Annotated in this window: 15 protein-coding genes; 2 read left to right on the top strand and 13 right to left on the bottom strand. The window is 33.4% G+C overall.

Annotated features, from left to right (window positions below):
* Positions 1–10: 10 nt before the first annotated feature.
* From IP023_RS01700 to IP023_RS01665, 8 genes are all read right to left on the bottom strand, one after another.
* A complete protein-coding gene (locus tag IP023_RS01700) occupies positions 11–1303 on the bottom strand; it encodes a (Fe-S)-binding protein (protein WP_241788516.1) in 1293 nt (430 codons plus the stop codon).
* 426 nt (positions 1304–1729) lie between these two features.
* Positions 1730–2263, bottom strand: coding sequence for an OmpH family outer membrane protein (locus tag IP023_RS01695; protein ID WP_241788515.1), 534 nt, complete (start codon positions 2261–2263; stop codon positions 1730–1732).
* Positions 2264–2335: 72 nt separating this feature from the next.
* The gene (locus IP023_RS01690) at positions 2336–2881 is read right to left on the bottom strand and encodes an OmpH family outer membrane protein (protein ID WP_241788514.1); all 546 of its coding nucleotides are present in this window, start codon (positions 2879–2881) and stop codon (positions 2336–2338) included.
* Positions 2882–2932: 51 nt separating this feature from the next.
* Entirely contained in the window at positions 2933–5512 is a 2580-nt protein-coding gene (gene bamA / locus IP023_RS01685) for an outer membrane protein assembly factor BamA (protein WP_241788513.1), read from the bottom strand.
* A 102-nt stretch (positions 5513–5614) separates the two neighbouring features.
* Positions 5615–6352, bottom strand: a complete 738-nt coding sequence (locus tag IP023_RS01680) for an isoprenyl transferase (RefSeq protein ID WP_241788512.1) — start codon at positions 6350–6352, stop codon at positions 5615–5617.
* A gap of 24 nt (positions 6353–6376) precedes the next feature.
* Positions 6377–7228: a type IX secretion system protein PorG gene (gene porG, locus IP023_RS01675; RefSeq protein ID WP_241788511.1), complete on the bottom strand. Its 852-nt coding sequence runs from the start codon at positions 7226–7228 to the stop codon at positions 6377–6379.
* Positions 7229–7308: 80 nt separating this feature from the next.
* Positions 7309–8202 (bottom strand): NAD kinase, encoded by an 894-nt coding sequence (locus IP023_RS01670; RefSeq protein ID WP_241788510.1) that lies wholly within the window; start codon positions 8200–8202, stop codon positions 7309–7311.
* Between the two features lie 40 nt (positions 8203–8242).
* Positions 8243–8824 (bottom strand): CBS domain-containing protein, encoded by a 582-nt coding sequence (locus IP023_RS01665; RefSeq protein ID WP_241788509.1) that lies wholly within the window; start codon positions 8822–8824, stop codon positions 8243–8245.
* 255 nt (positions 8825–9079) lie between these two features.
* Here IP023_RS01665 and IP023_RS01660 point away from each other — a divergent pair, with 255 nt between their 5' ends.
* Together IP023_RS01660 and IP023_RS01655 are read left to right on the top strand one after the other, a co-directional pair.
* A complete protein-coding gene (locus tag IP023_RS01660) occupies positions 9080–9904 on the top strand; it encodes a 1-acyl-sn-glycerol-3-phosphate acyltransferase (protein ID WP_241788508.1) in 825 nt (274 codons plus the stop codon).
* A gap of 10 nt (positions 9905–9914) precedes the next feature.
* The gene (locus IP023_RS01655; RefSeq protein WP_241788507.1) at positions 9915–10874 is read left to right on the top strand and encodes a GNAT family N-acetyltransferase; all 960 of its coding nucleotides are present in this window, start codon (positions 9915–9917) and stop codon (positions 10872–10874) included.
* A 41-nt stretch (positions 10875–10915) separates the two neighbouring features.
* Here IP023_RS01655 and IP023_RS01650 read toward each other — a convergent pair whose 3' ends face one another.
* From IP023_RS01650 to ubiE, 5 genes are read right to left on the bottom strand one after another with little or no spacing between them, the layout of a single operon-like run.
* Positions 10916–11368: a GNAT family N-acetyltransferase gene (locus tag IP023_RS01650; protein WP_241788506.1), complete on the bottom strand. Its 453-nt coding sequence runs from the start codon at positions 11366–11368 to the stop codon at positions 10916–10918.
* Between the two features lie 2 nt (positions 11369–11370).
* A complete protein-coding gene (locus IP023_RS01645) occupies positions 11371–11820 on the bottom strand; it encodes a GatB/YqeY domain-containing protein (RefSeq protein ID WP_241788505.1) in 450 nt (149 codons plus the stop codon).
* Between the two features lie 15 nt (positions 11821–11835).
* Positions 11836–12597: an SDR family NAD(P)-dependent oxidoreductase gene (locus IP023_RS01640; RefSeq protein ID WP_241788504.1), complete on the bottom strand. Its 762-nt coding sequence runs from the start codon at positions 12595–12597 to the stop codon at positions 11836–11838.
* A 1-nt stretch (position 12598) separates the two neighbouring features.
* On the bottom strand, positions 12599–13423 hold the full coding sequence (locus IP023_RS01635; RefSeq protein WP_241788503.1) for a PorT: 825 nt from the start codon (positions 13421–13423) through the stop codon (positions 12599–12601).
* The gene (ubiE, locus tag IP023_RS01630; RefSeq protein ID WP_241788502.1) at positions 13420–14160 is read right to left on the bottom strand and encodes a bifunctional demethylmenaquinone methyltransferase/2-methoxy-6-polyprenyl-1,4-benzoquinol methylase UbiE; all 741 of its coding nucleotides are present in this window, start codon (positions 14158–14160) and stop codon (positions 13420–13422) included. The genes IP023_RS01635 and ubiE overlap by 4 nt, the downstream gene beginning before the upstream one ends.
* Positions 14161–14374: the final 214 nt, after the last annotated feature.

Below are 14374 nucleotides of genomic sequence, written 5' to 3'. Positions count from 1 at the left end.
TTGCGTTTGTTTATTGTTGTGACCAATTCGCTCTATCTGCTTGTGCATATTTCCAAGGTGCGCCATTATTTTCGAGGTTACTCAACATATTGTTGATGGTGCTTGGGGCTTGAGATTCTTCCATTACAATATATTGACGTATGCCCATTATTATTTCAAGCGGATTGATGTTTACGGGACATTGTTCTACACAAGCATTGCAGCTTGTGCAAGCCCATATTTCTTCCCTTCTAATGTATGTGTCCAATAATGTTTTACTATCGTCTATGAAGCTCTTATTAGCATCTATGTTCTTCCCCACTTCATCTAGACGACTCCTTGTGTCCATCATGATTTTCCGTGGTGACAATAGTTTGCCAGTTATATTTGCGGGACATGCTGCAGTACATCTACCACATTCGGTACAGGTATAGGCATCGAGAAGGTTTTTCCACGTAAGATCTTGTACATCCTTGACCCCAAATCGTGATACTTCACCTATTGGCGGAGGTATACTGGGATCGAGCATTGATTTTACTTCAGCTGTTACCGCAGGCATATTCTCAAATTTTCCTTTAGGCTCTAGTTTACTGAAGTAGGTATTCGGAAATGCCAGTATGATATGAAGGTGTTTGGAAAAGGGAAGATAATTTAAGAATGCTAATACACCAATGATATGAAACCACCAACAAAACCGCTCTATACTTATTAAACTACTGCTGTTATCGGGCAACATCGCAAATAAATGTGAACTAATAGGGAAGGATCCCACTGTATGGTAGCCGGCAACACCCAATTGTTGCAATTTGTAATCGGCAGCATTCATCATTAAAAATGCTGTCATTAATAATATTTCAACAATCAATATTAGATTGGCATCAGTTTTTGGCCATTTATTTAATTCGGCTTGATTAAGTCGATTTACTTTCAATATATTTCTTCGAATCAAAAATATCAAACACGATATTAATACCGCAAAGGCTAGTATTTCGAAAGAACCAATCAAAATAGCATAAAGGTCACCTAAGAATGAGAGAATACGATGTGTTCCGAATATGCCATCTATTAGGATCTCTATCATTTCGATATTGATAATACAGAATCCAACATATACTAATAAATGAAGAAGGGCAGGAATTGGCTTTTTAAACATTTTTTTTTGTCCAAAAGCAACGAGTAACATTGTTTTTAGGCGTTCTGAAGGATTATCAAATCGATCTATTTTTTTGCCTAATTTAATATTACGATAAATTTTAGCTGCATTTAGGTAAAAGTAATAGCCTGCACCTAATAGTAGAATAGCAAATACTAATTGACTAATCATAAGCTGTTTAATGTGGTTATATACAAATATATAAATTCAGCTAATATTATGCATGCATAATAACTATTTAGAGTAATTAAAAATAATTGTCTTTATGGAATAGTACGTTAAGTAGCCCTTGGAGGAATAATTATCATAGTAGATGTGCTATTAATACCTATTATACTTGGTGAACTTCAGATTGCCACGTCGTTCCTTCTCGCAATGACGAAATAATAATCGTCGTTGCGACTATACCGTCATTGCGAGGTACGAAGCAACCTTTTACCAAATAGTAAAGCATATAACTTCGATTGGCCGAATCCTTAGCTATTTGAATTCTATGCTATTATTTGTGCGTCAATATATCCATATATTGACGCACAAAAAAAGCCGGCTTATTAAATATATTTAATAAGCCGGCTTTTTTTGGAAAAATTATAATTCTTATTTGATACCTAATTTTACTTTAACATCTGGAGTGATATCTTCACCACCTTGGTAGTAAATAACAGCACCTGTACCGATATCTAAGATATAAGCGAAGTTCTTTTCCTTAGCTACAGCATTGATAGCATTCATAACTTTCGTTTGAATAGGAGCCATTAATTCTTGTTGTTTTTTACCAACTTCTTCTTGTGCTACTTTTTGAACATCTTGAAGACGTTGTTGCATTTGTTGAATCTCTTGACCTAAAGTTGCTAATTCAGCATCTACAGTTGTTTTATTTGCTTCACTACGATTTTTATATTTTTCCTCAGCGGCAGCATTTTTGTCTTGAAGTACTTTTACCATACTTTCAAGTTCTTTTTGTTTAGCATCGCTTAACGTTTTTAATTGATCTGTTGCTGTTTTGAATTCGGTTGTTTGTTGAAAAACCTCATCAGCATTTACATAACCAATTTTTTGTTGAGCTTGAGCAACACTTGCTGTTGCAAATAAACCTACTGCTAAAATCGCACCCTTTACTAAATTTTTCATTCTTTTCATGTGTTGACAATGCAATTACAAATGTAATTCTCTATAATTAAAATAATATGTTAATAATTTGTTTTACTTTTTATTGTCTGCTAATGCAGGATTTGGTTTTAAACCTAATTTTATAATAATATCATTGCTCTTATCAATGTTAGGATTAGCAAATAGAAACGTTAATTCTGTTCCTTTATCTAATATAAGATCTAATGATTGTGCTTTAGCAACATCTTGAATCGCTTTTGAAACGCGATCTTTGATAGGGTTCATTAAGGTAGCTGTTGTTTGAAATAACTCTCCTTCATACCCAAATTTTTGTTTCTGAAAGTCTTTTACTTGTTTTTCTTTATTTACAATTTCATCTTCTCTTCTTTTACGCATGTTTTCGTTCAATAAAGATTGATCATTTTGATAAGCTTGGTACAATTTTTCAATTTGCGCGTATTGCTTATCTACTTCTTGTTGCCATTGAGTAGATAGATCATCCAATTGTTTTTGTGCCGTAATGTATGCTGGAATATGCTTCAAAATATATTCTGAGTCTACATAAGCTATGCGTTGCTGTGCAAAGATAGTGCTAATACTAAATGTTAAAAGTGCTAAAACTAAAAATATCTTTTTCATAAAATTTTTCTTTTTTATTAAGACAATAATTATACTAAAAAGTTTAAATTATTAAAAACCTCCCATGTTTTGAATAATACTAAATGTAAAGTTTTGTCTCCATTGTGATGTTGATAATCCTGGAATAGGATCAAATGCATGACCATAATCAATACCTAACATACCAAATATAGGTAAAAATATACGAGCACCAACACCTGCCGAACGACGAACTTTAAATGGATTTACCTCTGAGAATTTGTTCCATGTATTACCAGCTTCAGCGAATGCTAACGCAAATACTGTAGCTTGATCATTTAACATGATGGGATGACGCAACTCAATTTGATATTTCGAATAAATCGGGCTACCTGAATTGATCGCTATATTTTGGAAACCATTACCTGTAGATTCTGGGATGATAGTACCATTTGCATAACCACGCATAGCGATAATCTCAGATCCCTGTAAAAAGTCAAAACCTTGCATACCATCACCACCCAATTTGAAACGTTCGAATGTGGATGTTTGTGTTCTATTCGTATAGTTTCCTAAATAACCGAATTGTGCTTGTGTTTTTAAGATTAATTTACCAGCTATTTTTGTGAACCACTGACCATCAAATTTAATCTTGTAGTACTCTGTCCATTTATAACGCTCATTATCTGGTGCTGTCTCATAATTAATATCATTCCACGCTGAATAAGGAGGCGTAAATGATGCCGAAAGCTTGAAGTTAGATCCTGATGTAGGATAGATCGGTGCATCTACTGAGTTACGACTGATCTCTTGTGTAAAGTTTACGTTGTACGCTGTTCCGTCAGAGAATAAGAAGTAATTACCATAGTTCTGTAATTTGTAACGTTGAAATGATAAAGAACTATTAATTTGGAAATAGTTGTCAGGCCATTGTAAACGCTTACCTAAAGAAGCAGTAACCCCTGTCATCCAAATACGGTTCAATTGTGCATCGGAAACCGTTTGCTCCCCAGTATAATAGTTAAATCCACCGTAAGATGAGTTTGATGTATATGCACTTAATCCAAAGTAAATAGGTTTTTTACCACCTAACCAAGGCTCCGTAAAAGAGAAACTATACGATTGGTATCTTTTACCTGAAGTTTGTCCTCTAATACTTAGTTTTTGTCCATCACCACGTGGAAGAGGGCGCCAAGCATCTTTCTTAAAGAAGTTACTAGTGGAGAAGTTATTGAATGTTAATCCCAATGTACCTATAATTTGTCCAGCTCCATATCCACCAGATAATTCTACCTGATCAGAAGGCTTTTCAACGACATTGAATACGATATCTGTTGTTCCATCTTCATGATTCATGGAAGATGAAGGAATATCAGGTGTTATTTTTTGTTCATCAAACATACCCAATTGAGAGATCTCACGTATGCTTCGCATGATTAATTCTCTTGAATATTTTTGACCCGGTTTAGTATAAATAGAGCGTAAGATGACACGTTCATTAGTGACATCATTACCTTTTACGATTACATTATTAATGTTGTATTGCTTACCCTCACTTACTTGAATTTCTATGTCAATAGAATCATTATGTATTTTTTTAATAATAGGGGTAATGTTAAATGTTAAGTAACCATCATTTTGATATAATGATGATATATCATCACTATTACGTGTTGGTCCCATTAATTTGGTATTTAATTTTTCCTCACTATATACATCTCCCTTTTGAATACCTAATAATATGTTTAAGATAGAATCTTTATATCTCGTATTACCTGTCCAATCAATATTACCTACATAATATTTGGGACCCTCATAAATATCAAGTTTGATACGTACTTCTTTGTCACCATATCTATACACGCTATCAGTTATGATTTGCGCATCACGATATCCTTTGTCGTGTAACTTAGCAATTAATTTCTCTTGTGCTTCAGTATATTTGTCATCCTTAAATTTTCCAGGACCAAATATTCTAAACCATTTACGTGGTTTTACACCTTTCAGATATTTCGTTAATTCCGCATTAGAGAATACCTCATTACCTTCAAATGTTACACTATTGACTTTAATTTTATTGTTCTTATTAACATCAACAATGACAATTTCATTGTTTGTTTGTGCAGAATCTTTTTTAGTATCGATCTTAATATCAGGATACATATATGATTTCTCACGTAAGTATTTTTTTATGGTTGCTTGCGTTGACTGTATTAAATTGTCATTCACAATTTTACCTGCGTTAGCATTCAATCGTTTGTTTACTTCTGTTGTTTGTGATTTACTCAAACCATTAAGTTCAATACGGCTTAAACGTGGACGCTCTTTTACACGGATTTCAAAGTATATATTTTCACCATCTATACGAGTAGCCCATAGTTCAACGCTCTCGAAAAGATTTTGTGCCATTAAATCCTTGATTACATTAGAAGTCGCCTCACTAGGAACTTGAATGTATTGACCTACCACTAATTTAGAAATTGTAATTAATACATCTGCGTCAAGGTATTTAGCACCTGTGACAGTAACGCCACCAATTATATAATCTTTGGGAGCAAGAAAACTTATTTCATCAGGATCTGATAGGTTTATAGCACCTGGATTACCAACTTGTCCAATAGAGGAAGTCCAATTTAACAATAAAAATGTGGTCAGTATAAGTAATTGCTTCATTTATTTTTTATTATGGATGCTAAAGTACATCAAACTCTTGTTAATTTTTGTTAAAAGAAATTTTTGAACACACGACTGTATATCAGTGTTTTAGTAGTGTTTTTAGAGCTGTTCACTCGTTTTTCCAAATCTTCTTTCTCTTGATTGATAGTCAAATATAGCTTCAAATAAATCATTTCTAGTAAATTCAGGCCACATTTTTGCAGAAAACCATAATTCAGTATAGGCTAATTGCCATAGTAAAAAGTTGCTGATACGTTGCTCTCCACTTGTTCGAATCATCAAATCAGGATCTGGTATATCTGCGGTATATAGATATTGTGAAAATAAATCTTCGGTAATGTCTTCCGGTTTAAGGGTACCTTGAGCTACTTGGTCTGCTATTCTTTTTGTAGCATCTAATATCTCTGTACGTGAACCATAGCTTAATGCTAAAGTTAAAGTACATTTTGAATTTTCTTTTGTAGCTTCCATGGTGTCATTAAGCGTCTTTTGGATATTATCTGGCAAATCATTAAGATTACCTATAGCTTTCAGCTTAACGCCATTCTGTTGAAATGTCTTCAATTCTTTCGTTAGTGATGATATTAATAGTTCCATCAAAGCGCGGACCTCTAATTTTGGCCTATTCCAATTCTCTGACGAAAATGCGTATAATGTCAAGTAAGGTACACCTATTTCTATAGCACCTTCTAGTACTTCTCTAACAGCAGAAACTCCATTTTTGTGTCCGAATACTCTTAATTTTCCTAATCCTTTTGCCCATCTACCGTTACCGTCCATAATGATAGCAATATGTTGAGGTAATTTAGCACGATCTATTTTATCCTTTATGTTCATTTTATATTCGATTCAAATCTATTTTTACCATGTACATTTAGTGTTTTGTATGGAATAGATTAATGTAATGCCTGTAGTCATGTATCCGTCCCATTTTTTACCATCCCCACGTAAGGTTCCTTTATTGCTGAGGTTGGGGGTACTCGGGTCGGCTATTCTTAACCAATCGCTATTGTCAAAAGCTCTTTTAGTACCATCCTCATTTATTATGTCAATACGAGGGAGCGTAGTGTTACTGTTTGACATAGTCAGTGGATAATAACCACTTACATTATCGATATTATCAGTTAATGCAACTCTATAATTCATTTCAATTCCAATACCCCAATTTCTTTTCCATTTGTATTTAAACCCTAATCCAAATGGAATTACAAACGCTAATGCGCTATAATTAATAGGTTGATCTTGTTTGTTTCTTTCAACTTTTAATTCTCTTAAATATATTTTATTATTTGAATAATATACAAACGGATCATGTTTTATAATTCCCAATCCTCCTAATAAATAAGGAGTAAAGTGTCTAAATTTTCTTTTAGTGCTAAATTTAAAGAAATTAAATTCAGTTAGAAGGGATAATTCAGATAAATGATTGTTGAAAGATAAATTTCTTTGCTGTTGATTAGAATTATTACTGTTTTTATCATTACCCGATAATGTTAAATAGTCAAATCCTAACCTAATAGCCCAAGTGCTATTGAAATTATATTTAGCGAATAATCCACCACCAAAACCATTGTAGTTAAATGGATTGTTAGGATTAATATCTCCCATATAACTAGTCATGAAGCCAATTGTTCCAAACTCATATTTTTGAGCAGAAGTATCCCTACAAATTAGGATACAAATGGTTAATATTAATACACGGAGAATAATCAACTTAACTTGTTTTGGATGTAAAGATAAAGCTTTTAGAAGAATTGTATAGCGTAAATTTTACGATTACTACAATAATTCTGCTAATAGTTTCTCACATCAATACCCCATAATAGTTTTTCGCGAAGCGTAGTAAAGTAACTATCGTTCTCCAAACGTATCAATCGTACTTTAAATGGTGCTTTCTTTATTGTCAACTCGGTGTCCGTATTTAATGTCTCACTCTTGGAGTCACAACTCAAAATAAATTTTTCGGTGCGACTTTCGATTTTCAAACGTAAGGTAATGTTTTCTGAAACAACGAGTGGTCTTACATTCAAGTTGTGCGGTGATATTGGAGTGATGACAAAGTTACCACTGCCAGGCATGATAATTGGACCACCACAACTTAAGGAGTAGGCAGTAGATCCTGTTGGCGTCGCAATAATCAATCCATCTGCCCAATATGAATTTAATAACTCCGTATTTATTTTTGCATCAATTGTTATCATCGACGATGTATCATGACGAAATACCGTGATATCATTGAGGGCAAAGTTTTCTCCCTCAAACAGCGTTTTATTGGTTGACTCTACAGACAGAAGGGCCCTTTCTTGAATACCATAGTTGCCAGATAAGATTTGATTAAGCGCCTCTTCAATTTCATTTTTTGGAATATTTGCTAAAAATCCTAAACGTCCAAAATTAATCCCTGCAATAGGAATCCCTGAATCTCTAATCAACGAAACTGCGGCTAACATTGTACCATCACCACCAAGACAAAGCATGAAACTGATATCTTTGGGTAGATCTTCGTTATTGTTGAATGTACTGAAATGTGCTGGACAGTTGCTTTCTTTTTTTAAGAAAGTGTAAAATTCGTCAAATACGATAATCTCTACTTTTCTTTCTACCAAGTAGTTGATAAGGTTATTAACATAAGGTGTAACCGAAGAATTGAAAACCCTTCCGAATATTGCAATTTTTGTCTGAGGCATTTTTGTATGCTTAATCTAATACAAATGTGCAAAGATTTGCTTACATATCTAAATAATTCATCAAATGATCATATCTACTTTGGATAGTTGACTGATCATAGCTTTCACCAAAGGTGGCTTTTATTTGGTAATCGTGCCTCCATAAGGCAGCTACTACAGCTGATATATTTGCTTTATTAACTTGTAGCGTCAGTTCTAATTTTGTTGAATTTGGGATCTGATGTATGGTACTACTGTAGATCGCTGTATTCTCAGCTTCTATAATTCGTGATATATGTGACAATGAATGGTCATATGCGCCTAATTCAATACAGATAATAGCAGCATCTGGTTTACCTATTTTACTATTTAGATCTGCTAATAGACTTTCTCTTGTTAGCGTACCTAAGTAAGTAAGATTTTTATCTACAACCGGAACGATGCAAAGGTTATTCAATACCATCAATGGCAACGCATCGTAAATGTGTTGATAATCGAATATATATATAAATTGAAACAGGTGTTTTAGTGCCTCAAGATTTAAATCCGTATTCGCTTGATCACATAGTTGGTCTTCATCTATTAAGCCATAATAGATTCCTTGGTCTACAACGGCTAATTGTTTACTATATAATTCATTCATTTTATCTAAAACTGATGATATTCTATTAGACAAGGAAATGTCATAGTAATTCGCGCTTATGTGGCTGGATGTTAGCATATTGAACTTCGTTAAATTGTATACAGATGAATAGATAAATAGTTTTAATATACGGTGTATATATGTAATAAAGGTAAAAAACATTGGTTTAATTGTGTTTTTTCTCTTAAATGAGCTAATATTTTTTTATTTTTACGCGTACTGATTTGTACTGGGGTTAAATAACAAATCATAACTATGTCGATAGAAACAGGGAAGAAGTTTATACAAGTAAGGGAAGTTATTAGAAAAAAGAGCCCAAAATTTGCCAAATGGATTCCAAATATTTTAATAAAATATTTGGAACGTACGATTCACGAAGATGATATTAATGATATCATGTATAGATTTCGTGATCTTAGCGGTTTAGATTTTGTAGATGCCTTGATTAAAGATTTAGGTATAGATGTGGTTATCGAGGGCGAAGAAAATATTCCATTGACAGATAGTGTGATTTTTGCATCCAATCATCCTTTAGGTGGATTGGATGGTATTGCCTTTATGGAGGCAATAGGTCGTTATCGTAGAGATGTAAAATTCATCGTAAATGATTTCTTAATGAACATAGTGAATTTGGAACCATTATTTATTGGGGTAAATAAAATAGGGGGACAAAGTAAATCCGCTATATCTGCTGTAGATGAAGCATATGCGGGAGAGCATGCACTTTTGGTGTTCCCAGCGGGGCTTGTATCACGAAAAATAGACGACAAAATTGTAGATTTAGAATGGAAAAAAAGCTTTATCACTAAAGCGAAAAAATACGAAAAGGATGTTGTTCCTGTTTATATAGAAGGTAAGAATTCTAGTTTTTTTTATAATCTTTCTAGATGGAGAAATAAATTAGGGATAAAATTTAATCTAGAAATGCTATATTTAGCAGATGAGCTTTTTGCTCAACGTGGTCAACGAGTGACTATTAGAATAGGCAAACGTATACCTTATACGCACTTTGACACATCTAGGAATGAAAGACAATGGGCTGCTGATGTTAAGCAGTTGGTATATGAATTGAAGAAGTAGAATGGAATTTATGGAAGAGATAATAGCTCCAGTTGATAGAGAACTGATAAAGTCAGAGTTAACTAAAGATGCTTTTTTGCGATATACCAATAATGGTAATAATGAAGTTTACTTAGTTAACTATCATTCTGCACCAAATATTATGCAGGAAATAGGTAGACTGAGAGAGGTTACATTTCGTAATGCAGGTGGTGGAACAGGATTGTCAATCGATATTGATGAAAATGATACATGTGTAAATAATTACGATCAATTGATTGCTTGGAATACCGAAGATGAAGAGATTATAGCGGGATATCGGGTGATTCGTTGTGATCAAGCAATGGATAATGAAGGGGTATTACACTTATCTACATCTCATTATTTTCAGTTTTCTGAAGAGTTTATAAATGATTATTTGCCTTATACTATAGAATTGGGTAGATCGTGGGTACAACCAAAGTATCAACCTTCTATTGATAATAGAAAAGGGCTGTTCTCTTTGGATAATTTATGGGATGGATTGGGCGCTTTAGTAGTAATCAATTCGGATATTAAATATTTGTTTGGTAAAGTGACAATGTATCCTCATTTTAATGAGCAAGCTCGTGATTTATTGATCTATTTTATGGAAACATACTTCCCTGATCATAATAAATTAGTACAGCCTTATGCTAAAATAGCCTTAGGTTATAAAACGGATATAACGCCTTTTTTGGGGATATTTGATGGCCTAACATATAAAGAAGGGTATAAAATATTGAATAAGCATGTTAGGGATTTAGGAGAGAATGTACCTCCGTTAATCAATACATACATGAATCTTTCTCCTACAATGATGACTTTTGGAACGGCGCTGAATGACGAATTTGGCGAAGTGGAAGAAACAGGTATATTGATTACCTTGGGTGATGTATATCCTGCCAAAAAGGAAAGACATATGGCAACCTATGATAGAGATAAAGTCTACGGAAGTAGAGTAGAAGCATAAAACAAAAAAGAGGAATAGTAGCACTATTCCTCTTTTTTGTTTTATGCTTTAAGGAGCATTTCTATGTGGGGTATGTCATCTTCCAAATAGGGCTCACTCACACAATTAAAACCTAAGTTCTCATAGAATTTTTGTAAATGAGCTTGTGCGCTAATACGTATGTCAATAGGCGTAAATTCTGAATGTATTCCTTCAATAGCTTTATTCATTAATTGGTACCCTATTTTTTGACCTCTATATTTGGTGGTAATGATCACCCGACCTATAGATGCGTCCGGATAAGATACCCCTGGAGGTAGCAACCTCGCATATGCTATGATTTCATTTTCATCCATACCAAACAAGTGTTTAGCATGAAAATCTTTATCATCACATTCTGGATATAAGCAGTTTTGTTCTAACATGAATATATTAATCCTTAATTGTAGGATTTTGTATAATTCCATGCTATTTAATTCATCAAATCTTTTTATTCTCCAGTTTATCATATCCATAGTTAGGACAAAGAATTTTTCACAACTTCAGAAACAGTTTTTCCGTCTGCTTGACCTGCTAATTTCTGATTTGCTAAGCCCATTACTTTGCCCATATCTTTCATTCCTGCAGCACCAGTTTCTATAATAATAGCTTTAACAATTGATTCAATTTCTTCTTTGCTCAATTGTTTAGGTAGATACTCCTCTATTATTTGTTGTTCCTCAAACTCAATTTGAAATAAGTCTTCACGATTTTGAGATTTATAGATATCACCAGATTCTTTGCGTTGTTTGACTAATTTTTGAAGTACTTTGATTTCTACATCTTGATCTAATTCATCAATACCTGCTTTTTCTGTTTTGGCTAAAATAATAGCCGATTTGATAGCACGCAAACCTCTAAGACGTACGCTGTCTTTTGCAATCATAGCAGCTTTAATATCTTGGTTTATTGTTTGTTCTAATGACATAATATTTATTTTTAATTATTTTCTATTTACGATTGTTCCATTAGCTTGAGCAGTAGGCATTATTAATAAATCATTAATATTGACATGTGCTGGTCTAGAAAGTACAAAGCTAATAGTTTCTGCGATATCATGACCATTTAAAGGTGTAAGGCCTGTATAAACATTTTTTGCTTTATCAGTATCACCTTTAAAACGTACCTCCGAAAATTCTGTTTCTACCATGCCTGGATTGATAGCGGTCACTTTTATGCCGAAAGGTAATAAGTCTATACGCATTGCTTTATTCAAGGCGTCAACAGCATGCTTTGTAGCACAGTATACATTTCCATTGGGATATACTTCTTTTCCAGCGATAGAGCCAATATTTACAATATGTGCATTTTTGCTTTGTTTTAATAGGGGTGCTACAGTTTTTGAAACATACAATAAGCCTTTTATGTTAGTGTCAATCATTCTGTCCCAATCCCCAAAGTCCCCATCTTGAATAGGATCTAAGCCTTGACTTAAGCCTGCATTATTTATTAATATATCAATATTCTTCCATGCTGCGGGCAGTTGTCCTATAGCGTCAATAACAGCATTAGCATCTCTTACATCTAGGATGAAGGTATGGATCGCTGTATCGGGATATTCGGAAGATATTTTTGTGCTAAGTTCTTGGAGTCGCTCTTGACGACGTGCACACAATAATAAACGATAATTGCCTTCACGGGCTAAAACTTCAGCTGTGGCAGCGCCAATGCCAGAACTTGCTCCTGTAATTAAAACTGTTCTCATTTTATTGAAATATTAATCCCACATATATATTACGTACAAGCGCTTTTTCAATGGGGTTCATAAATTTATTGTTTGTACTTAACGTATGCTTATGGTCTAAAACCGTATTAAAGCTCTGGTTAAATTTAATCTCTGGAGATATTTTAAACTTGTCAAGATATATATCTATACCAACGCCACCTTCCCATGAAATATAACTTGTCTTGAAGATTAAAGGATCTAGTGATTGATCTTTACGATTGGCGATGTTTTTATACGCTTGATTTAGGCCAATCCATTTACTATAACGAATACCTGTTGTGAAATAAACGCTATAATAGTCGAATTTGTTTTTTAAATACTTATCCTCTGAACGTAATTTTATATTTATTGGTATTTCAAAGGCGTTAAAATTAGTGCCTTTTGCGGTGTTTATTTCATGTTTACCTTTTCGAATCAATGTTTCTTTCTCCACATCTAGCGATTCATAGATTATTCCTAGATTGTTAATAAATAAAAAAGAGGGTTGGGTGGATAGGTATATATTTCTATGCATAAGGATGTCTATAGGAATACCTACCGAAAAACCAGCCCCCGCTTTAGAACGGATACTTTTTAGATTGCCTAGATAAAGAATATTATCTATCGGGTAATCTAAAGGATAATCTTGCTGCCAATTATTTTTTAAACCTAATTGAAAATTTTGGTATACATAATTGTATTGTATACCAAAAGAAACAGTAGAATTTTTGTCGAAATATCCACTAAATGGGAATGATATCTTTTGTTGCGTATATCCTTTAATATTGAAGAATAAAAATATCAATATTAAATAGAATACACTCACTTTGTAGCTTCGTAGATCGTACAAAAACCAAATGTTTGTGGTCTTACTTTGGTGTCCTTAAAGCCTACTTTATCTGTTATCGCTGAAAATCGTTTGCCATCAGGAAACTTTGCTACTGATTCAGGCAAGTAGGTGTAAGCGCTTGAATCTTTAGAAATTAATTTGCCCATAGCAGGGACGATTTTATGAAAATATAAATGAAAGAGCTGTTTCACGGGAAATGCTGTAGGATTAGATAGTTCTAAAATAATAGCCTTTCCTCCAGGTTTCAATACACGATGTATCTCAGATAATCCTTTTTCTAAATTTTCGAAGTTGCGAACACCAAATGCTACAGTAACAGCATCGAACGTGTTGTCTTCAAATTGTAATTGTTCTGAATCGCCTAAAACTACCTCGAATTGGTCCTGCAATCCTTTTTTGATAATCTTCTCTTTAGCGACATCGAGCATGCCTTGAGAAATGTCAACACCTATAATTTTTTTTGGTTTTAAAATCTGAATAGATTCAATCGCAAAATCACCAGTGCCTGTCGCAACATCCAAGATCAATTGTGGTGCCAATGGTAATAATGCACGAATCGCTTTCTTGCGCCAAATAATATCTATACGCATGGTCATCATACGGTTTAATAAATCATATTTGGGAGAGATGTTGTTGAACATATCAGCGACTTGTTCCTTCTTTCCACCTTCTTTGGACTTGTATGGTTTTAATGTTGAAGCTTCATTTGACATAATACAAAGATACTATAATATTTATGTACAATAAAAGATTTTATCTAGACGATTTTTTTACACTATTTCCTTAACTAACTGATAATGAAAAGTTAACCGATTTTTGCCTTATTTTGAAATTAACATTGAATTAATGTATAATTGTTAACATATTGTAAAGTTATTAACATTGATGTAATTAATTGATTTACAGCGTGATTTTTGCTTTATCAAC

The sequence above is a fragment of the Sphingobacterium rhinopitheci genome (assembly GCF_022627575.1).
Taxonomy (GTDB): domain Bacteria; phylum Bacteroidota; class Bacteroidia; order Sphingobacteriales; family Sphingobacteriaceae; genus Sphingobacterium; species Sphingobacterium rhinopitheci.
The sequence above is the reverse complement of the archived record's forward strand: the minus strand, read 5'-3'. Positions and strand labels throughout refer to the sequence as shown.